This is a genomic window from Shivajiella indica, from assembly GCF_042683085.1.
In the GTDB taxonomy this organism is placed as follows: domain Bacteria; phylum Bacteroidota; class Bacteroidia; order Cytophagales; family Cyclobacteriaceae; genus Shivajiella; species Shivajiella indica.
The window spans coordinates 1-20,021 of record NZ_JBHUIV010000034.1; the positions used below are offsets into that span (position 1 = coordinate 1).

19 protein-coding genes are annotated in these 20,021 nt (G+C 38.1%); 9 read left to right on the plus strand and 10 right to left on the minus strand.

Translation table 11 applies throughout. From position 1 onward, the window contains the following. Positions 1–795 (minus strand): PorP/SprF family type IX secretion system membrane protein (locus ACFSKV_RS18975; RefSeq protein ID WP_380806470.1); only part of this gene is annotated, 795 nt, incomplete at its 3' end. Positions 796–1,397: 602 nt separating this feature from the next. Here ACFSKV_RS18975 and ACFSKV_RS18980 point away from each other — a divergent pair. After that, positions 1,398–2,828, plus strand: a complete 1,431-nt coding sequence (locus ACFSKV_RS18980) for an aldehyde dehydrogenase family protein (protein ID WP_380806473.1) — start codon at positions 1,398–1,400, stop codon at positions 2,826–2,828. A gap of 44 nt (positions 2,829–2,872) precedes the next feature. Continuing rightward, on the plus strand, positions 2,873–4,009 hold the full coding sequence (locus ACFSKV_RS18985) for a DmpA family aminopeptidase (protein ID WP_380806475.1): 1,137 nt from the start codon (positions 2,873–2,875) through the stop codon (positions 4,007–4,009). 4 nt (positions 4,010–4,013) lie between these two features. On the opposite strand, the gene ACFSKV_RS18990 is transcribed toward ACFSKV_RS18985, so the two are convergent. The 4 genes from ACFSKV_RS18990 to lysA form a co-directional block, all read right to left on the minus strand. Next, complete coding sequence (locus ACFSKV_RS18990; protein WP_380806478.1) at positions 4,014–5,543, minus strand: cryptochrome/photolyase family protein; 1,530 nt, start codon at positions 5,541–5,543, stop codon at positions 4,014–4,016. Between the two features lie 76 nt (positions 5,544–5,619). Continuing rightward, on the minus strand, positions 5,620–6,648 hold the full coding sequence (locus ACFSKV_RS18995) for a PorP/SprF family type IX secretion system membrane protein (protein ID WP_380806480.1): 1,029 nt from the start codon (positions 6,646–6,648) through the stop codon (positions 5,620–5,622). A 3-nt stretch (positions 6,649–6,651) separates the two neighbouring features. Beyond that, a complete protein-coding gene (locus ACFSKV_RS19000; protein WP_380806483.1) occupies positions 6,652–8,514 on the minus strand; it encodes a T9SS type B sorting domain-containing protein in 1,863 nt (620 codons plus the stop codon). A gap of 476 nt (positions 8,515–8,990) precedes the next feature. After that, entirely contained in the window at positions 8,991–10,223 is a 1,233-nt protein-coding gene (lysA, locus tag ACFSKV_RS19005) for a diaminopimelate decarboxylase (protein WP_380806486.1), read from the minus strand. 230 nt (positions 10,224–10,453) lie between these two features. Between lysA and ACFSKV_RS19010 the strand changes: the two genes are divergently transcribed. The 3 genes from ACFSKV_RS19010 to ACFSKV_RS19020 are packed head-to-tail and all read left to right on the plus strand — an operon-like array spanning position 10,454 to position 14,078. Next, entirely contained in the window at positions 10,454–12,142 is a 1,689-nt protein-coding gene (locus ACFSKV_RS19010; protein WP_380806488.1) for a sensor histidine kinase, read from the plus strand. Continuing rightward, positions 12,139–12,831, plus strand: a complete 693-nt coding sequence (locus ACFSKV_RS19015) for a response regulator transcription factor (protein ID WP_380806491.1) — start codon at positions 12,139–12,141, stop codon at positions 12,829–12,831. The genes ACFSKV_RS19010 and ACFSKV_RS19015 overlap by 4 nt, the downstream gene beginning before the upstream one ends. Continuing rightward, positions 12,828–14,078: an exo-alpha-sialidase gene (locus ACFSKV_RS19020; RefSeq protein ID WP_380806494.1), complete on the plus strand. Its 1,251-nt coding sequence runs from the start codon at positions 12,828–12,830 to the stop codon at positions 14,076–14,078. The genes ACFSKV_RS19015 and ACFSKV_RS19020 overlap by 4 nt, the downstream gene beginning before the upstream one ends. 59 nt (positions 14,079–14,137) lie before the next feature. Here ACFSKV_RS19020 and rlmH read toward each other — a convergent pair whose 3' ends face one another. Next, entirely contained in the window at positions 14,138–14,611 is a 474-nt protein-coding gene (gene rlmH, locus ACFSKV_RS19025; protein WP_380806496.1) for a 23S rRNA (pseudouridine(1915)-N(3))-methyltransferase RlmH, read from the minus strand. Positions 14,612–14,836: 225 nt separating this feature from the next. On the opposite strand from rlmH, the gene ACFSKV_RS19030 reads away from it, so the two are divergent. Beyond that, complete coding sequence (locus ACFSKV_RS19030; protein WP_380806499.1) at positions 14,837–15,337, plus strand: fasciclin domain-containing protein; 501 nt, start codon at positions 14,837–14,839, stop codon at positions 15,335–15,337. A 49-nt stretch (positions 15,338–15,386) separates the two neighbouring features. Here ACFSKV_RS19030 and ACFSKV_RS19035 read toward each other — a convergent pair whose 3' ends face one another. Beyond that, positions 15,387–15,860: a YcxB family protein gene (locus tag ACFSKV_RS19035; RefSeq protein ID WP_380806502.1), complete on the minus strand. Its 474-nt coding sequence runs from the start codon at positions 15,858–15,860 to the stop codon at positions 15,387–15,389. Positions 15,861–16,028: 168 nt separating this feature from the next. Here ACFSKV_RS19035 and ACFSKV_RS19040 point away from each other — a divergent pair, with 168 nt between their 5' ends. Next, positions 16,029–16,259 carry a hypothetical protein gene (locus tag ACFSKV_RS19040; protein ID WP_380806504.1) on the plus strand — a complete coding sequence of 77 codons (231 nt, stop codon included), beginning with the start codon at positions 16,029–16,031 and terminating at the stop codon, positions 16,257–16,259. On the opposite strand, the gene ACFSKV_RS19045 is transcribed toward ACFSKV_RS19040, so the two are convergent. Together ACFSKV_RS19045 and ACFSKV_RS19050 are read right to left on the minus strand one after the other, a co-directional pair. Next, positions 16,256–16,675 (minus strand): Fur family transcriptional regulator, encoded by a 420-nt coding sequence (locus tag ACFSKV_RS19045; protein WP_380806507.1) that lies wholly within the window; start codon positions 16,673–16,675, stop codon positions 16,256–16,258. The genes ACFSKV_RS19040 and ACFSKV_RS19045 overlap by 4 nt on opposite strands. Further along, the gene (locus ACFSKV_RS19050; protein WP_380806975.1) at positions 16,665–16,919 is read right to left on the minus strand and encodes a DUF5118 domain-containing protein; all 255 of its coding nucleotides are present in this window, start codon (positions 16,917–16,919) and stop codon (positions 16,665–16,667) included. Before ACFSKV_RS19050 ends, ACFSKV_RS19045 begins: the two co-directional genes overlap by 11 nt. A 194-nt stretch (positions 16,920–17,113) precedes the next feature. On the opposite strand from ACFSKV_RS19050, the gene ACFSKV_RS19055 reads away from it, so the two are divergent. Further along, complete coding sequence (locus ACFSKV_RS19055) at positions 17,114–18,232, plus strand: NAD(P)/FAD-dependent oxidoreductase (RefSeq protein ID WP_380806509.1); 1,119 nt, start codon at positions 17,114–17,116, stop codon at positions 18,230–18,232. Between the two features lie 42 nt (positions 18,233–18,274). Further along, on the plus strand, positions 18,275–19,129 hold the full coding sequence (locus tag ACFSKV_RS19060) for an Lcl C-terminal domain-containing protein (protein WP_380806511.1): 855 nt from the start codon (positions 18,275–18,277) through the stop codon (positions 19,127–19,129). On the opposite strand, the gene ACFSKV_RS19065 is transcribed toward ACFSKV_RS19060, so the two are convergent. Continuing rightward, positions 19,126–20,016, minus strand: coding sequence for a UbiA family prenyltransferase (locus tag ACFSKV_RS19065; protein ID WP_380806514.1), 891 nt, complete (start codon positions 20,014–20,016; stop codon positions 19,126–19,128). The genes ACFSKV_RS19060 and ACFSKV_RS19065 overlap by 4 nt on opposite strands. Between the last annotated feature and the right edge of the window lie 5 nt (positions 20,017–20,021).

Here is a 20,021-nt window from a genome sequence, read left to right on the forward strand (position 1 = left end):
GCCGTTCAGGTTGTCCTCCAGGTTGTCGTTCCAGATCTTCACGTTAGAACGGTACGAACCGCCCAGCCACAGACGCTCCATGAACAGGAACATCCCGTTAAGATCGTAGGACGTCGGCGCACCCTTAACTTCCTTCACCAAAAAGCTCGGCTTGAACTGAAGCTTGTCCCCAAGAGGGAAAATCGCCCCCGCCGTAAGGAAAAAATGTACGTCGTGGAACGCAAGCGCGATGTCCTCACGCTCAAGGGATCCCTTCCCCACAAGGTTGTACGCGCTCAGCCCCGCATAGAACCTGCTGCTGTGCCAGAAGGCACCAAGGTTCATGTTCGGCGTCAGCATCGTCAGACGGCCCTCCGGGATGTTCGGGTCGTTCGGGTCGTTGTAGCGCAGCATGTCCCCGTCTATCATATAGTCCGAAAAACCGCCGCTCGCACCAAGGCTGAAAAAGGAATCGTCACCCGTCTGCAGCCTGTACGCATAGGTCAAAAGTGCCGTCGTCGTACGGGTCGGACCGATCTGGTCGGTAAGAAAGGACGCACCGAAACCCATCTTGCCCTCATTGGCACTCAGGTCGGCTGTCACCGTAAATGTGCGCGGGGCACCCGGAAAATCCATCCACTGGCTCCTGTACGTGCTCTGTACATAGCCCTCGTTCTTGTAGCCCGCATACGCAGGGTTGATGTGGAGGCCGTTGAATATGTACTGGCTGAACTGCGGCAGCTGCTGGGCCTCCGTACGGCCCGCTGACATCGCAAAAATGCCCGCCGCCAACAAAATGTTAAAAATCTTTTTCATCACTTCTCGGTTTATTTGATTTATATGGTCCTTTGCCGCATTTACAGGCCGCGGCAGCCCTCTCTTTTCCGGGACACTCAATCCGTCCCGATTCCTGTTTTCAATCCGGAACCGGCCCTTAGGGACCGGTTTTTGACCCTCACAGGTCAACAGATAAAGTTCCAAATAACTTTTATGACGTAAACATACAGTTTTTTGCTTTTCATGTCAAGCATTAACCCAAATATTTTTTTATCTAAATACAAAAAATTTATTTTAAAATACTTTTTTGTAGGGATGAAAATGATTGAGAAGGTATAAAAAAATAGGAAAAGACACAAAAAAAGGGCTTTTTAGCCCTTTTTTGTTTTACTAAGTTTTTCACTTTTAATTTTTTGGAGGTATTCCTTGATCAACCTCATTTTTTGATTATCTCCCAAAATCTCTTGGGGAATAATCCTTTCCAAACTCCAGTACATAACAATATAAACTTGGGTGATGATAAAATAACGGGTGAATGTGTGAAATGTTTATTTCAAACAGATTCCAATATGAAATAAATTTTTCTCCTTTCAAAATACTTACTTAAATTAATCAACCAATCCATAGAAAAAAGAATAACCATGGAAATTACCGTAGAAATAACAGCTTCTCTTATAGATCAAGTTTTTACAGCACAAAAAAAACAATCCCTGATCATGAGACAAAGCACTGCTAACCAGCGTATTGCTTTGTTAAATAAATTGATGAATTGGATAAAATCCAATATGGAAGACATCAATAGGGCCATTCATGCAGATTTTAAAAAGCCATATCCTGAAATCAGTATAACGGAAATTTACCCTGTAACCTCTGAAATCAAACATGCGATCAAGCATCTTGATGCCTGGATGAGGCCAAAAAAAGTACATACCCCTATTACCATGTTGGGTAGTGAATCCTATATCCACTACGAACCTAAAGGGACATGCCTGATTATTGCCCCCTGGAATTATCCCTTCGGTCTGGCATTGGGACCTCTGGTATCTGCCCTAGCAGCAGGATGCACAGCTATCATCAAGCCCTCAGAAATGACCCCCCATACTTCCGCTTTGGTCAGGAGATTGGTAGAGGAAACCTTTGATAGAAGCCAAGTGGCGGTTTTTGAAGGGGATGTCGATGTCGCCCAAAAATTATTGGCAAAACCATTTGATCATATCTTCTTTACAGGAAGCCCATCTGTTGGTAAAATTATCATGAAAGCTGCAGCAGAACACCTGAGTTCTGTGACCCTGGAATTAGGTGGGAAATCTCCGGTAATTATTGATTCAAAAACAGACATTAAAGATGCAGCCGAAAAAATAATAGCGACAAAATTATTGAATTGCGGACAAACCTGTGTGGCCCCTGATTATATCCTTGTACATGCTGCGGTAAAAGAGGCTTTGTTACATGAACTCAAAGAAAATATCCAAAAAATGTACGACCCCAAAAACAAAGGGGTGGAAAAATCAAAAGACTATACACGAATTGTAAATGGCAAACATTTAAAACGAATCAAACACCTCTTGTCAGATGCGGAAATGAAAGGTGCTCAAATTTATTGGGGAGGATATGTCAACGAGGAGGACAATTTTTTTGAACCTACGATTTTATCCGGATTGTCCGAAGAAATGGATATCATGCACGAGGAAATATTTGGTCCTGTTTTGCCAGTAATTACTTATGCTGATTTGGAAGAAGCCATCAACTACATCAATCTCAAACCGAAACCGCTTGCCCTATATGTTTTCTCCAAGGATAATGAGATGATCAAAAGAGTCATTAGAGAAACCACCTCTGGTGCGACAGTGGCCAATGATTGCGCGCTCCATTTTTTACAAAACGAATTGCCATTTGGGGGGGTCAATAACAGTGGTGTGGGCAAGGCGCATGGACACTTCGGTTTTTTAGCCTTCAGCAATGAAAAAGCAGTAATGAAACAAAGAATTGGACTGACGGCAGTGAAGCCTATCTATCCTCCTTATGGAATCAAAAGCAAAAAAATTATCGAAAGCCTATTGAAGTGGTTTTGACTTATCAGATCAAAATATTTTACCTGCAAAATAATGTCTCAACAATGAATACGAAAATCTATGGATTTATCATTCTTTTCTTCCTATTTACAACAAGCAGCATGGGACAACAACTTAGACCAAGAGAATATGGGATCAGGATTGGGATAATGCAGCCCGGACAGTTAAATGGTATTACCGATGTCAAAGGGGTTTCAGTAGGTCATTTAACAAAAATTGAAGGTGAAACTATCAGAACAGGCGTAACCGCTATAATACCACATTCAGGCAATCTGTATCAGGAAAAAGTGCCCGCTGCAGTATTTGTAGGAAATGGTTTCGGAAAATTGGCAGGAAGCACCCAAGTAGAAGAATTGGGGAATCTGGAAAGCCCTATTATTTTAACAAATACTTTAAGTGTAGCTGAGGGAATTAAGGGGATAATTGAATATACATTAAATATTCCGGGTAACGAACAGGTTCAATCGGTGAATGCCATTGTTGGTGAGACAAATGACGGATTTCTCAATGATATCCGCGGTCAACATATTACCAAAGAAGATGTATTAAGCGCTATTAAAAATGCAACAAACCAAGGCGTCGAAGAAGGAAATATAGGGGCAGGAACCGGGACAGTTTGTTTTGGATTTAAAGGTGGCATTGGGACTGCATCGAGAAAACTTCCCGAATCACTAGGCGGGTATACTGTAGGTGTATTGGTCCAAAGTAATTTTGGAGGCGTCTTACAAATTGATGGTGTTCCAATAGGGTTTGAATTGAATCAATACAGTTTTAAAAACCAATTGGAATCTGTGGATGGATCCTGTATGATTGTTGTGGCTACAGACGCTCCGATAAACGAAAGGAATCTAAAAAGGATGGCTCAAAGAGCCATGATGGGACTGGCTAAAACCGGGGGAATTGCTTCCAATGGTTCAGGTGATTATGTTATTGCCTTTTCAACCTATGGATCTAACCGCATTAGACATCAGGAAAATCCCTTAGTTTTAGAAACTCCTCAATTGCTAAGGAATGATGACATGAGTCCTCTTTTTTTGGCAACAATTGAAGCTACGGAAGAAGCAATTATCAATTCGCTCTTCACAGCTCAGGATATGGTCGGGAAGGAAAACAGAGTAGTTAAGTCTTTACCTGTTGATAAAGTCCTTGAAATAATGCGGAAATACAACCGTATGCATTAATACACTATAAATCATCTATATTGGATAAATAAAATTCCGCCTGACGGAGGATTTCTTCCTTATCCTTCATTTTTGACCAAGTCCTATAAACCATCCCGATTCTGGGGTTTTTTGCCAATTTATCTTCGTGCCTGACATAGAAATGCCAGTATAAACTGTTAAAAGGACAAGCCCTTTCTCCTGTTTTTTTTGATTTACTGTAAAAACATCCATTACAATAATCACTCATTTTATCAATGTAGTTTGCTGAAGATACATAGGGTTTAGTGCCGACTATACCACCATCTGCATATTGACTCATTCCCCTTGTATTGGTTATTTCAACCCATTCTATAGCATCAATATAAATTCCCAAATACCACCTATCCACCGCATCGGGATGGACACCTGCAAGCAAAGCAAAATTTCCGGTTATCATTAGCCTTTGAATGTGATGGGCATAGGCATATTCCAATGATTGGCTAATGGCAAGTTTTAGGCAGTTCATTTTGGTCTTCCCAGTCCAAAAGAAATCCGGAAGCTTCCGCTCATGAAGAAAAAAGTTGAGGGTAGCAAATTCAGGCATCTTTGCCCAATATATCCCCCGCATGTATTCCCTCCATCCGATAATCTGACGGATAAATCCCTCGACCTGGGAAATACCAATATTATTCTGATTTTCATACCAGTAATGCTCCACTTTCTTTACCACTTCCAAAGGTGAAATCATTTTTACATTAAGACTAAAACTTAACCTGCTATGAAAAAGAAAGATATCTCCTGAATACATGGCATCCTGGTATTCTCCAAACCTGGGAAGCAATTGATGACAGAAATATTCCAATAAATCCAGGCTTTCTTCCCGGGTTGTTGGCCAGATGAATTTTTCTGCATTGATTTTTCCAAAGGTTTTTACCCCTTTCATTTTCAATAAATGCAATATTTCAGTAACATTTTTGGAATAGCTCTTGGGCGGTTTGATCAATAAGGGGTCTTTTAATTTATTCCTGTTTTCCTGATCAAAGTTCCATTTTCCGGCGATGGGTTCACCTCCCTTCATTAAAATGCCGTATTTTTTCCGCATTTCCCTATAAAATGTTTCCATCAAAAAAGTTTTCTTCCCTTTAAAAAATTCAGACAGATAAGATCTGGAAGTCAAAAAATGTTCAGTATCATATGCTTTGGAAGAAATGTTCAATTCCTTACAAAGACTATTTATTTGTTGATCTAACCTATATTCATCCGGAAGCTGGTATTCAAAATGTGTAGCGCCACTTTCTTCTATTAATTTTTTAAGATTTTTTTCAAGGTCCTGTTCATTTTCGGGATTATCCAAAGTCAAATACAAAACCTCGTGTCCTTGTTCTTTTAGCCATTCGCTGAAGTTTCTCATGGACACAAAAAAAGCGATGACTTTCTGCACATGATGTCTTACATAATCAGTTTCCTGTCTCATTTCCATCATAGCATAAAGCACCTGCTTGTTTTTTTCTTTAAACCAAAGGTGTTGGCAGTTAAGCTGATCTCCTAGAATCAATCTTAAAATCTTGGACATAAAAAAAGGGATTATGACACCATAATCCCTTTAACGGTCTATTTGTTCAAAAAAATCACTATATAAAATAGTGTCATCAGTATTTAAAACAAGGCAAAATGCTGCCTTTACGTCCGGCTTGTTTTTGATCACCGGTCAAAAAAGATAATCTCATAGATACTTCATGGGCACCACCAGTATTTGCCTGTCCAAGATTGGAAAGGGTAAAATCATAACTATAGCCAATATCAAGGCCATTACCAAGTGCAATTCCCAAAAGCCCAATCAAAGATTCACTATTGGGCATCCCATTGCCCATCGTTGGCAGCCCCCTATACCATATTCCAAAAACCAAAGGTTGGATATTCATTTGTGCTCCTACATCCAACTGGTTGAAGGGATCCTGGTGCTTGTAATTGAACGCCAAAACAAGTTCTCTCCTGTTTTGGGTATTGTTCATAAAATTATTCACCATCCCATTTGATAAATCAAACTTCAGACCACCATGGGCAGAAAGTTTCATGGGCCATTTACTGATCTGATCATCCACAAAAGAAATATTGGGCTGGGTTACATGGTGGGCAGAGATTCCAATCCATCCATACTCATTGTTGAACAGCATACCAAAATGGTAATCCATATAACGGTGTCTGCTATCCTTGCCCAACAATTCTCCACTAAAATCACCGATTGCTCCGGAAGTTTGGTCTATTTGACTACCGAATACAAATTGACTCAGGTTGGCATCTCTGGAAAAAAAACTTGCCTGCCCTCCAAATCTTAAAAAACTATTGAAGCCGAGCTGGACCCGGTAAGAATAGGCAATACCAACCTCAGAAGTCCTCAGGCCCGCCATAGTCTCATTCATACCATTTAAAATTAAACCCAAGCCACTGTTTAAATTGAAAAAATAATGATCTATGTAAGCAGAATAGGCATTGAGACTATGGTCCAATCCAGGCCATTGGTTTCTGTAGTTTACCCCGAATCTTGTCATTTCTGATGACCCAGCAAAAGCAGGATTTAAATAAATTGGAGCTGCATAAAATTGAGAGAATTGGATATCCTGGGCTTTAACCAAAAATGCCAATGTCATCATGCAATATGTTAAAAATATCCTTTTCATAAATTATCTAACAATGGTAAGCGTACCAGTTTTTTGAATAGAATCCCCGCTGATAGTGCTCAATGAAATTTTATAGACATAATTACCCGTTGGAAGCAATTTGCCCATATAGGTGCCGTCCCATCCGTTTCCTTCCAGCCCCTGATGGGTATAAAGAGGTTCTCCCCAATGATTAAAAATGTTCATTTCGAAACTGACCACACCTTTTAATACAGGCATGAAAAAATCATTGAGACCATCTCCGTTTGGAGTAAAAGCATTGGGAATGGTAATCCATTCATCTTTTTCCAAAACCCTTACTGATTTTCGCTGTACTGAGGAACATCCATAGATATCATAAGCCCTTAATACCACATCAAATTCACCCGGATTTTTAAAAACATGAACAGGATCTCTTTCGCTTGCAGCTGCCCCATCACCGAAATCCCATTCCCATGCTATAAAATCTTCAGCAATCTCACTTTCAAAAACCAATGGTTCCAAAACCTGTACTTCAGACTCTGAAGAAATGGATAGTTTCCTTACCTTGAAATCTATCCTGCCAGCTATACTATTATCAAATGGAAATTCAATTCTTATTTTTTCTGTTGTCCTACAACCAAAACTATCCACCACTTCCACCTCAAATTCTCCCGGTTGATTAAATTCAATCTCTTGTTTATCGGTAACTCCATTGCTCCAATTAATGGTATAAGGACTTTTTCCTCCCTCAATTCTTACCCAGGCATAACCTTTTGCCTCTCCGTTTTCACAGTTTACATCAATTGAGCTCTCTATCTTAGCGGATAACTTAATTGGCTGCTCAATCTCCACTACTGTGCTTATTTCACAGCCATTAGCATCTTTAACTTTTAGCGTATAGGTCCCTGAGGGTAGATCTTTAAGGTTTTTACTACTTGCCCCATTGTTCCATAAAAATGTATAAGGTTCCTGTCCTCCTTTGACCTCAACATCAATTTCTCCTTCATTTGAACCAAAACACTGGTTATGCCTGACCCTGCCTACAGACAATTCCATAGAGGAAGGTGATTTGATTTCAAATGATTTGGTAACGGTACATCCGGCAGTATCTGTGATGGTCACTTCATAGATACCTGCTTCAAGGTTTTCAATATCTTTAGAAGTACTACCATTAGACCAAAGGAAGGAATAAGGAGCATTTCCCCCAGAAAGCACTAAAGAAATTGCACCCTTTGCATTGTCTGAACAATTGATTTGTGTTACATTTTCCTTGATTTCAAAGGAATCTGCCCCGGATTTTATTTCGAAAGAGAGTGTAGCATCACAATTATACATATCTATTACCCTGACTGTATAAGTTCCAGGCGCCAGATTTTCTGCTTCCAATTCATCCGTCAAACCATGACTCCACTCAATTTTGTATGGTTCTCCTCTTCCAAATTTGATGTTGATTTTTGCGCTTCCATCCGAATTATTTGAACAACTTGCTTGCTGAATAGCTCCCATTTCTACGATCAGGGGAAAAGGAGGCTGTATGATAATCCGCTCCTCATGTTCTTTGCCATTACTGTCCTTGATAAATACAGTGTAAGTACCCGCGTATAAATTATACCGGTTTTGAACCTTCTCGAGGTTATTCCAGGTAAAAGAATAGGGTGGCAAACCACCTGTGACTTCCAAAATGATATGCCCTCTGTCCAAATGATGACAAAGCGCAAGTTTACCGGATACCTTGACAGTTAATTGTGACTCTTCCGTTTCTGATTCTCCCGAAAAGGATGGTATTCCTAATCCATGATTTCCTAGAGAATAAGTTCCCCACAACTTGGGCAAAGCCAAAGCAAATCCAATCTGAAAAATCAGAAGGCTTATGAGTAAAAAACTTATTTTCCTAAAGAATGACATGTCCTATGATTGATTGCAGCATATAGGGTCTTTACAAGCATAGATTTTGTTATTTGCGCATATAATTTTGTATTTCATTTTTTAAAATAAAATTTTATGCTTTTCAAATAAAACAAAATGATATACTTACACTCTGTCTATTTTTCTTAATTTATTAAAGAAAATATGGAATATGCAAGTTTCGAAGGGGTGTGCTAATAAACAAAATACGTCTTAAAAAAGTGAAATTTTTCCCGCTATAATACCATATTCAAAAAAATCAGGCCAATCAGCTTTTTATTTGATTTAAAATGAAGGTTTGAAATATTTGATAGAGTTATATTCTTAAAAAAAAATTAAAAAAAATTTCAATTTGGTTTAGCGTTTCATATTAAGAACCATTAAGAAGTCCAATTTTGGTGTACAATCAAGGAAAAATAACAAAAAAAGCTGCGGTGAAATTCCGGCAGCTTTTTTATCTCTTTAAAAATTTTGAATCAAATCTCAATTTGAACCTGATGTCTAAGAATATCATCAAAGGTCTCTCTTTCCCGGATTAGGTTTGGCTTGCCATTCAATATTAAAATTTCCGCGGGCCTCAATCTTGAATTATAGTTGGAGGACATAGAGAAACCATAAGCACCTGCATTTTTTATTGCAATGATATCACCTTCCTGGACTTCTCTTAATTTCCGGTCAGCTGCTATAGTATCCGTTTCACAGATATATCCAACAATAGTATAGACCCTCTCAGGCCCATCCAATTTGGAAATATTGACCACATCATGGTAGGCATCATACATCATGGGCCGAATAAGATGGTTCAAACCTGAATCTACCCCCACAAAAGTAGACGCGGGAGTGGATTTAACTATATTCACTTTAACTAAAAGGTATCCTGCTTCGGAAACAAGGAACTTTCCGGGTTCAAACCAAATTTCCAATTCAGATCCATATTCCTTACAAAACTCCTTAAAAGCCTTTGATACCTTATTTCCTACATCCTTGATGTTGGTGGATATGTCTCCAACTTTGTAGGCCACTTTGAAACCACCACCAAAATCGAGAAACTTTAACCCTTTAAATTCCTTTGCTGCATCAAACAAAATTTCAGCACCTTTCAAGAATACCTCTGCATCCAAAATATCAGAACCTGTATGCACATGAAGGCCAATTACATTCAGACCATAGGCATCAACCACTTTATGCACATGCTTCAACTGTAAAATGGAAATTCCAAATTTACTGTCTATATGACCAACCGAAATTTTGGCATTTCCACCGGCAAGAATATGGGGGTTCAGCCGGATACAGACCGGCACCTTATTTCCATAATAAGTACCGAAATGTTCCAACATGGGAATATTATCAATGTTGATCATCACTCCCAAATTAACTGCTTCCTGAATCTCATCAAAGGAAACTGAATTGGGCGTATACATGATTTCCTGGGGTTCAAATCCTGCATACATGCATAATTTGACTTCCTCAATTGAAACAGCATCTACCCCGGTTCCTGCCTTTTTCACCAACTTCAGGATATTGATATTGGAAAGAGCCTTTGTGGCATATTTGATCCTCAACTTTACCGTTGAAAATGCTTCTTGGAGCTTTTTTATCTGGCCCAGGATTTTATCCCCATCATATACATATAAAGGTGTACCATAATCCTTTGCTAGCTGGGTCAAAGAAACCCCCTGAATTTGATACTGATTGTCCTTGATTTCCATGAAATTAATTTTAAACGCCAAAGATAAGGATTGGATAGCAATAAAAAAGGAGCATGGAAACTTGTCTTTATTCTCAGATTTAACATTTTCGGATTTTTGGGATTCCAATAAAATGTATGAAAATCTACAATTTAATGGATTCAATACATGGTCATTGGGCTGTTAAAAATTGTTAAGCTCCTGACCAAGCTTATTTTATCCTGTAAATTTGCAAAATGTCAAAAGCCCAAATGAAATTAATCATCTTTTTGATGTCAATCGCCAGCATAGGGCTGATTGGTTTCCAGTATTATTGGGTGAACAATGCCTTGCGTATCAATGAAGAAAATTTTGAACAAAACGTTTATCAATCATTATCTTCTGCAATAGATCAACTCGAGAAAGGGGAAACAAGTGACATTTTTCTTTCATATTTGGCAAAAGATACCCTCCTGCAAAAATCTCTTTTTCAGAAAATTGAACCTATTGAGGTCCAGATAAGGCAAAGACCTGTTGTGCGTAGGAGACCTTCATTGACTGATTCCATGATGAAGCAGCCCATGCCTTCAGTAAGTCAGAGGTTTAGAAGACTTGTAGAATCTAGGGGTATGGACTTATCTTTATTTACCGATTTGGATAACTTTTTCAGTTACCTAACCCCCCAGATTGCTTCCTCTATTTTTACCCCTGACGAGATGGCCATACTTTTGGAAGAAAGGGAAAGACAGCTACAATACCTTAATTCCATCGAATCTTTCGGTAGGAACAGGTATGGCTTTGATCAGGAATTTATAGAGGAATACAATGTACCAAGGGATGCTTTGGAAAAAATAAGGTACACCAATTTGAAGATTGAGGCCATGAACCAGGCCTGGGAAGAGTTACTGGAAGGCCAAAAGGATATTTTGGAGCGTATAGATTCTGCCCAGGTAAAAGCGCTGATAAAAAACCATTTAAAAGAAAGAGGGATTGATCAATCTTTTGAATTGGGCATCCTCGATGATGAAGGAGAACTGATTCCATTTGGGCCAATAAAAGATGCGAATATGCTTTCCCAGGGAATTCAGGCCAGATTGTTCCCCAGTGACCTCCTGGGGAAAGAGAATTTTGTATTGATCAATTTTCCCAACAAACGCCTATTTATACTTCAGCAAATTTGGCTTCCTGTATTGAGTTCCATGTTGTTTATCGGAATAGTCATTTTCTGTTTTATCTATGCTATAAAAGTCATTATCAGGCAAAAAAACTTGTCTGATATTAAAAATGACTTCATCAATAATATGACCCATGAGTTTAAAACACCCATTGCAACAGTAAGTTTGGCTGTGGAAGCCTTGCAGGATCCGGAATTGCTTAACAAGGATACTTTTAGAAATAGGTATATTGGGATTATTAAAGATGAAAACAAAAGATTGGGCACTCAAGTCGAAAAAGTGCTACAGGCAGCAACTTTGGATAAAAAAGATTTCAAACTAAAGATTGAAATGCTGAATATTCAAGAGGTTTTGGAAAATGTCAAAACCGGTTTTGGGCTGCAAGTAGAAAATAAAGGGGGAAATATTTCCCTTCATACAAGCTTAAAAGAGCCTTACCTGGAAGCTGATGCTTTTCATATTTCACATATATTCAATAACTTATTGGATAACGCAATAAAGTATTCCAAAGAAAATCCCATTGTCAAAATAGAATGTTGGGATCAAAATGAAAGTATCTTTATTTCAATTTCTGACAATGGTGTAGGTATGTCCAAAGAAGCCCTAAAAAAAATATTCGATAAATTTTACAGGGTGCCTACAGGAAACGTACATGATGTCAAGGGTTTTGGTCTGGGTCTTGCTTATGTCAAAACCATGCTTGAGGCCCATAACGGTGAAATCAATGTAAGCAGTGAACTTGGAAAAGGAAGTACATTTACCCTTAAACTCCCCAAAAGACAATGAGCAAAGCAAAACTTTTAGTTGTAGAAGACGACCCTAATCTGGGCGATATTCTGCAGGAATACCTGACTATGAAAGGATATGAGACTACCCTTTGCAGAGATGGAGAAGAAGGCTGGTCAAAATTTAAAAAAGACAAATATGATCTGGCCGTTTTGGATATCATGATGCCTAAAAAAGATGGATTCACCCTTGGAAAAGAAATCAAAAAAGTCCAGGAGGATCTCCCAATCATATACCTGACGGCAAAAAATCTCAAAGAGGATATCATAGAAGGGCTTAAAATCGGGGCTGATGATTATATCACCAAGCCGTTTAGCATGGAGGAACTTTTGCTTAGAATAGCCGCAATTTTAAGAAGGACACAAAAATCCTCAGACGTTCAAGCCCTCAAAGTATACACCTTTGGTGAATTTGAGTTACATTATGACGAGCAGTACATCAAAGGCCCATCCGGCAATTTTAAACTTACTTCTAAAGAAAATGAACTTCTCCGGCTTTTGGCTTCTGAAATGAACAAGTTGGTAAATAGAAGTCATGCCTTAAAACAAATTTGGGGAGATGATTCCTATTTTAACGCCAGAAGTATGGATGTATATTTAAGTAAAATCAGGAAAATCCTAAAAGATGATCCAAAAGTCCAGATAATTACAGTTCATGGGGAAGGATTTAAAATGGTGGTTACGGAATGAAAATGAGAAAATATGACTACATCCTTTTAGCTTTAACAGGGCTGATCCTACAGGCAGCCCTTTTTTCATGCAGGCCAAAACCAAGTCAAATTCTGGAACTGGAAAAAGATAAGGTTGAGTTTGTCAAAACCATACAAAAGGATGATTTAAATTCTGAGGAACCCTACTTATTTACCTCAAAAAAAGGTAAAACCTACCTTACTTGGATAGAAAAAGAAGAGAAAAATAGCAGTTTGAAATTATCTGCATTTGAAGGACAAAACTGGTCAGCGCCCGTTACCGTGGCTGAAGGTGAAAACTGGTTTGCCAATTGGGCGGATTATCCTCAGATAAGTGCTTTTGATGACGGCACATTGATTGCTTTATTTTTAGAAAAAAGTGGTCCGGGAACATTTTCATATAATATTATGGTAACGCTTTCCCAAGATGGTGTAGATTGGAGCACTCCTTTTATTCTACATGATGATAATACCGAAACTGAACATGGTTTTGTCTCCATGACACCTTGGGGATCAAACATGCTGATCAGTTGGTTGGATGGTCGGAATACAGGAGGAGGGCATGATACCCACGACCATGCCCATCATGGTCAGATGGCTTTGAGAGCTGCAATATTGGATAATGATGGGAAAAAGCTGGAAGAATGGATTTTGGATGAAAGGGTTTGCGATTGTTGCCAAACCACATCGGCAATCACAAATGATGGCCCTTTGGTGATTTTTAGGGATAGGTCCGAAAATGAAATCAGGGATATGGGCATCGTCAAATGGGAAAATGGATCCTGGTCCTCCACCATGCCTGTTTATTTGGATCTTTGGGAAATAGCTGCTTGCCCGGTCAATGGCCCAAGGGTATCCTCTTTAGGTAATTCCGCTGCAGTAGCATGGTATACCGCAGCACAAGATAATCCTGAAGTCAAAATTTCTTTTTCTTCAAACAGCGGTAAAACCTTTGACCCGCCCTTTAAAATAGACCTCGGAAAAACCATTGGAAGGGTTGACATAGAATTATTGGATGAAGAAAACGCTTTGGTAAGTTGGATGGAAGAAGGAAAAATAATGATAAGAAAAGTGAGTAGGAACGGAAAATTTGGTGAACCAATAACAATCGCTACTTCTTCTGAAAAACGGTCCAGTGGATTTCCTCAAATCAGCCGGAACAAGGATTGGATTTGGTTGGTATGGACAGACGATGCCTCTGAATTCAAATACATTCAAGTGGCAAAAATTAAAATAGAAAATCTGTAGTCTACTTTGAATCCAATAGGCAAAAAAATGACTGCCATTAAGTACCCTGAAAGTTGCCTTTATTGGTGGTGGTACGGCTCGTTCCTTAAGATAGTAAATGACCTGTATAATTGTTCCACAAAAAAAATCCGGACCATTTGGTGGGAAAAAGTCATTTTTGATAGCGATATTTTCCCATTGGCCCTGGAATATACACTTTCAGAAAACCCATAAGGGCCTCCAATAACAAAAATTAATTGCTTTAATCCTGAATTCATTTTCTTTTGTAAGAATTCTGAAAATTCGATGGAATTAAACTGCTTTCCTTTTTCATCCAGAAGAATGACTTCATCTGATGGCTGAAGTTTTTTGAGAATTTGCTCTCCCTCTTTCTCTTTTTGAATTGATTCGTTCAGGTTTTTTGAATTTTTAATATCGGGGATAAATTCCATTTCAAACTTGATATAAAAACCAAGGCGTTTCTGATATTCATCTATTAAAGATTGAATTGCCTGATTGTCTGTTTTTCCTATTGCCAATAACTTGATTTGCATGACCAAAAGTAAGATTAGAAAGCGAGGTATCAAAAATCGGAATCGGCACCATAGAATAACCATTCATGTAATTTTTCGGCCTCATTATGATCCAAAACTAATTAAATAAGGTATGAACTCCCCGGATTTAGAAACAAAAAAATCAATATCATTTTATTTAAAAAATTGATAAACAATGACATATACTTTTTTCTTATACATCTACTAACCAAAACTATTATTATTATGAAAAAATTATTAAACGTGGCAGTGCTTGTTGCTTTTTTTGTAACATCTGCATTTACTGCCAACAAAAATTCCACAATTTATGCTGAGAATGACATAGTTGACCTTGCAGTTCAAACTGATTTTCTTTCCACATTAGTGGCCGCTGTGCAAGCAGGAGAATTGGTTGATGTATTAAAGGGAGACGGTCCTTTCACAGTATTTGCACCGACCAATGAAGCTTTTGCAAAACTTCCTGCAGGTACAGTGGAAACACTTTTAAAGCCTGAAAACAAGGAGCAATTAATTGCGGTCCTGACCTACCATGTAGTGCCTGGTAAAGTGTATTCAAAAGACCTAAAAAATGGTATGAAAGCAAAAACGGCCCAGGGATCTGACATCACCATTACCTTGAAAGATGGAAAAGCAATGGTAAACAATGCTACAGTTACAGCTGCTGATATTGAAGCTTCAAATGGTGTTGTTCATGTAATTGATACAGTGATCCTTCCTTCCATGTAAGATCAGAAATACCAAAAAAATAGCCCTGAAAGTCTCCAGGGCTATTTTTTTATTTGATATATTCTTTTCGTCTCAAGATTGTTTCTACAAATTTTTTGTCATTTTCCGAATTGAAAATTCTAAAGGGAAGATGAATAAACTGTGCCTTTGACATAGTAAGAATAAACGCATCCTTTGTCATCTCTGCTTTCTTTATCATATCCCATTTGATGGGCATTCCCTGCTTGACATTAAGTTTCATCAGGATCTGTCGGCTGTCTATTTCATAAGCCATTTTTTCAAAAATGACTTTATTCTGTTCCATTTGGGTAACCCCGGCAAACTGTATCACCCAAAAAAGCCAATAAAGCGCATAAGCTAAAATGGCCATACTTATCCACCACCAGGATGCAATCCAAAAATACCCACATGCTATGGCAATGGCTATTAATATAACCCACCATTGTTGCTTTAGTATATTTAGCAAGCCCAGTTTAATATAAGTCCCTGTTTCTAATTGATATTTCTTTGTTTTAACTATCATTATTTTAAATTTTCAGAGCGCAAATATCCTATTATATCCATTATTTCACAAATTGAATCTTACCACTCCAAATTTTTTCGGTTAATTATAAATCAAATGTGAAGGTAAATGGTTAATACATTGACTTCTAAGTTCAAAATTGTTAACTTAATCACAAATTTTAATAAAATGAGTAGCTTGGTGATAGATTTGGTACTTTGTGGTTTTGCCTATGTGGTATTGATATATTTTGTAGCCACAATGACCAAAACCAAAATGCCAAGAAGAGATAGCAACAATGATGATGGCGATGGGGGTATTGAAGATTTAACTCCTCCTAAAATTGACCTTCCACCAGGAGTAATCTGGCCAACAAGTAGCCCAAAAAGAAAAAGTCCCTCTGATCCTTTAGAAGTTTAACTGCACTTTTTACAAATTCCTGTTACCAATAAATTCACCTCTTTATTTATATAACCTTCAGGTAATTTTATTTTTGGCAGACTTATTTCATCTATACAGATCGTTTTCCCACATTTCTCACATTTAAAATGGACATGTTCATGATCATGTGAATGATTTCCTTCATGGCTATGAGCACATAAGGCATATTTTGTTGCTCCACTATCGTCCAGGACCTTGTGGATCAAATCTGAATCCAAAAATGTCTTCAAAGTCCTGTATATGGTAACCCTATCAAAATCTTTTTTTAAAATTTCCTCTAAATCAGAGTGAGAAAGTGCTGATTTCTTTTTAAGAAAAGTTTTAAGAACTTCTTTCCGACAATTTGTTATCCGAAGTTTGTGCTCATAAAGGATATGTTCTGGATCAATAGACATGCTTATGTATTTTATTCGAATGTGTAAAAATAAAGATTATTTCCTGATTCAAAGTATCAGGGATTTCATAATAGTACTCCCCTTGTACCTCATGAACCATAAATAAACCTTCTTTTAACTTGGCTTTTTTTATGAATACTTCAGCATAGGGTTTAATTCCATTCCTTGAAGCCGGGTGCCTGGCAGGGGCCTGGGCAGGAGCTGTGGCTTCCGTTTGGTTTTTGGCTTCTTCTTTTGGGCAAATGCTTGATCTCCGACCAAGATCATCCCAAAAAAAGAATTAAAAAACCCCTCTTAAATCGTATTTGGGTAAACTTCTTCTTAATATAATGGTTGAATGATTATTAAACTTTTGAAAATAACTCCTAGGAGGAGGTATTTATTAATTTAATCCCTACAAATTTGATAAACGGCATATCTCTCTAATAATAGGCATCTATGAAAACTTTTCAAAAAGACATCATTATTATTGGTGGGGGGCTTGCCGGATTGATTGCTGGGCATCAGTTGGCTAAAAATGGCCGGGAAGTTTTACTCATAGAAAAAAAGAAATACCCGTTCCATAGGGTCTGTGGGGAATATATTTCCAATGAAGTCCGGGAATTTTTATCAAGGGAAGGTCTATATCCCAAGGATTTCATTCCTTCAGAAATTTCAAGGTTTCAATTAAGTGCAGTAAATGGAAAATTGGCAGAAATACCACTTGACCTGGGCGGATTTGGCATCAGCCGATATATACTGGATGATTTTCTATATAAAAAAGCAAAAGATTCGGGAGTTGAATTCATCCTCCAGAAACAAGCGGAAGATGTTAATTTCAAAGAAAAATACCAGCATTTCGAAATGACTTTAAGTGATGGAAGTCAATTGACAAGCAATTTTGTTTTGGGTGCTTTTGGAAAAAGGTCTAAAATTGATAAGTCACTCGACAGGCAATTTATAACTACCCGTTCACCCTATATCGGAGTGAAATACCATATTCTTACCGATTTTGACCCAGAAGCTGTTGCCCTTCATAATTTCGAAGGGGGATATTGCGGGGTGAATAAAATAGAAGAAGAAAAGTACAATCTCTGTTATTTGGGCTCCAAGGACCAACTTAAGGAATATGGAAATATTCCTGACATGGAGGAGGCTGTTTTGTTCCAAAACCCCCATTTAAAATCTCTATTTCGCAACAGTGATTTTATTTTTGAAAAGCCTGAAGTTATCAATGAGGTTAATTTTTCTCCCAAAAAACCCTTAGAGAACCATATCTTAATGCTTGGGGATGCTGCGGGTTTGATCACACCTTTATGTGGAAATGGAATGGCCATCGCCATCCATACAGGGAAACTGGCTGCTGAGGCTATTCTTCAGAACAAAGAAAGAAATGCCATTGAACTACAGTACGCTGGATTATGGAATCATCATTTTAGAAGACGTCTATGGATAGGTAGAAAAGTACAGTGGTTATTCGGTTCAAGAAAAGTATCTGAATTTGCAGTAGGGCTGATAAAAAACTCTGGTTTTTTGGCTAAGGAAATAATTAAAAGAACACACGGGGAAGTTTTTTGATCAAATTCCATTAACTTTAGTTGATTCCAATTACCAAGTGAAATGAAGTTCAACATTTTACCCAGTCTTTTTTTAATTATTCTTCTCGGGATTTCCTGTATGCAGAATGACCCTGAGGTATTGCCGGAAATCTTATTGGAATCACCTGAAAGCGTGAGTGCAGTGAGGGTAACGATACATTCCCGACTGATTAATGATGGTACCGGAGGTGTGGTTAGAAGGGGGTTAACGATAAGCAGACAACCCAATCCAGATCTCCAAAACACCGTACAGGATGATGAAAGGTTTTATGGTGCATATGACAGTAAGATTTTTGACTTACAACCCAATACAAAATTTTATGTGAGGGCATTTGTCCAAAATAAGGCAGGCTTGGCTTATAGTAATGAAATAGTTTTTGAAACTTTGCCTGAGGCAGACTATTCCTTGCTTGAAACGGGTCCAGGTGGCGGTTTGATTTTTATTGATATGGGAAATTACGATTGGGGCTGGAGGTACATGGAAGCTTTAAGTTTTGAAAGCCTTTATTATAACACCTTTTGGTTTGATCATCAATTTATTCCCCTTGGCACTTCCAATACCATAGGAAGTGGCGAAATAAACAGCTATTTGTATAATCAAAAAAACAGGGCCATCAATCAGTTGAGCAGCATGCATGTATTGGCAGATTTCAATCAAAACGGATATAAAGACTGGTTTTTACCTTCCATAGATGAACTAAAGGAAATCCGTGAAAAATTATACTTGAATGAATTAGTTGGCTTCGAAGGTGGGACTTATTGGAGCAGCACGGAAAAAGATAATATGCAGGGTTTGCTATTGGATTTTTCTACTGGGGAAGTTACTTCTGAATATAAAGCCATAGGGAATAAGATAATAGCTGTGCGTTTATTTTAAAAGACCTGAAGTACCTGGGTGTTTTCAAGAAAATACCAAATAAAAAAAACATTCAACGCCAAGGCAGAAACCCTGTTCATCCACATAGCCCAAGAATAATTCACATATCTTTCAGGGTTTTCCCGAACAAAATAAAACCAGAGTATAAAATAAAGTACTACAGGAAGCATAGCCCCCAAAAATGCAAAAATGACATGGGTTTGACCTCTATCAATAAAAAACCAGGTGAAAGCTATTCCTGCAATCAAAAACCATAAAGCTGAAAAAGAAAATGTTCCTTTTATGCCCAATTTTAAACTTAGGGTTAAATCTCCTCTTTTGGCATCCTCCTCATGTTGGTAAATCTGGGTCAAAGGATAAGAACCCCAGAGCATCAGGCTGGTCAGTAATCCAGGAAAGATCACATGGGATTTGGAGAATACTTCCCATCCAAATTTGCTCAAACCTGCATAGGCCATGCAAAAAGTAAAGCACCCTTGAAAAAATCCTGCCACTATCCAGCTGCCATAAGCATATTTTTTCAATCGAATAGATGGATGACTATAAGCCATTGAAACCAGGCCATAAACCAAAAGCATACTTACAAATTGCCAATTGATCAAAATACCTAATGCTAAGGCAATTAGAAAAAAGAGAAGGGATAGGTAATAAAGCCCTACCGAAACCTTTGGGGGGTTTCTTAAACCACCGATACTTTTTTCATCTTTATCGAAATAACTATTATAACCATTACTGGAAGGATATAAAAAAAGGTGCAAAGCAAGAAAAACGATCACAAGTGTTTCCCCGCTCAAATTTGGGGTTAATGCCAGTGCAAAGAAAAATACTGGCATTAAGTAAAAAGAGAAGGGAATTCTCAAATGTTTCCAATTCGACCACCTAAACATAATCA

Bases quoted from the DNA above. Each gene is read 5' to 3' on its own strand.
- ACFSKV_RS18980 (WP_380806473.1), top strand. From the start codon at position 1,398: ATGGAAATTACCGTAGAAATAACAGCTTCTCTTATAGATCAAGTTTTT.
- ACFSKV_RS18985 (WP_380806475.1), top strand. From the start codon at position 2,873: ATGAATACGAAAATCTATGGATTTATCATTCTTTTCTTCCTATTTACA.
- ACFSKV_RS18990 (WP_380806478.1), bottom strand. From the start codon at position 5,543: ATGTCCAAGATTTTAAGATTGATTCTAGGAGATCAGCTTAACTGCCAA.
- ACFSKV_RS18995 (WP_380806480.1), bottom strand. From the start codon at position 6,648: ATGAAAAGGATATTTTTAACATATTGCATGATGACATTGGCATTTTTG.
- ACFSKV_RS19000 (WP_380806483.1), bottom strand. From the start codon at position 8,514: ATGTCATTCTTTAGGAAAATAAGTTTTTTACTCATAAGCCTTCTGATT.
- lysA (WP_380806486.1), bottom strand. From the start codon at position 10,223: ATGGAAATCAAGGACAATCAGTATCAAATTCAGGGGGTTTCTTTGACC.
- ACFSKV_RS19010 (WP_380806488.1), top strand. From the start codon at position 10,454: ATGAAATTAATCATCTTTTTGATGTCAATCGCCAGCATAGGGCTGATT.
- ACFSKV_RS19015 (WP_380806491.1), top strand. From the start codon at position 12,139: ATGAGCAAAGCAAAACTTTTAGTTGTAGAAGACGACCCTAATCTGGGC.
- ACFSKV_RS19020 (WP_380806494.1), top strand. From the start codon at position 12,828: ATGAAAATGAGAAAATATGACTACATCCTTTTAGCTTTAACAGGGCTG.
- rlmH (WP_380806496.1), bottom strand. From the start codon at position 14,611: ATGCAAATCAAGTTATTGGCAATAGGAAAAACAGACAATCAGGCAATT.
- ACFSKV_RS19030 (WP_380806499.1), top strand. From the start codon at position 14,837: ATGAAAAAATTATTAAACGTGGCAGTGCTTGTTGCTTTTTTTGTAACA.
- ACFSKV_RS19035 (WP_380806502.1), bottom strand. From the start codon at position 15,860: ATGATAGTTAAAACAAAGAAATATCAATTAGAAACAGGGACTTATATT.
- ACFSKV_RS19040 (WP_380806504.1), top strand. From the start codon at position 16,029: ATGAGTAGCTTGGTGATAGATTTGGTACTTTGTGGTTTTGCCTATGTG.
- ACFSKV_RS19045 (WP_380806507.1), bottom strand. From the start codon at position 16,675: ATGTCTATTGATCCAGAACATATCCTTTATGAGCACAAACTTCGGATA.
- ACFSKV_RS19055 (WP_380806509.1), top strand. From the start codon at position 17,114: ATGAAAACTTTTCAAAAAGACATCATTATTATTGGTGGGGGGCTTGCC.
- ACFSKV_RS19060 (WP_380806511.1), top strand. From the start codon at position 18,275: ATGAAGTTCAACATTTTACCCAGTCTTTTTTTAATTATTCTTCTCGGG.
- ACFSKV_RS19065 (WP_380806514.1), bottom strand. From the start codon at position 20,016: ATGTTTAGGTGGTCGAATTGGAAACATTTGAGAATTCCCTTCTCTTTT.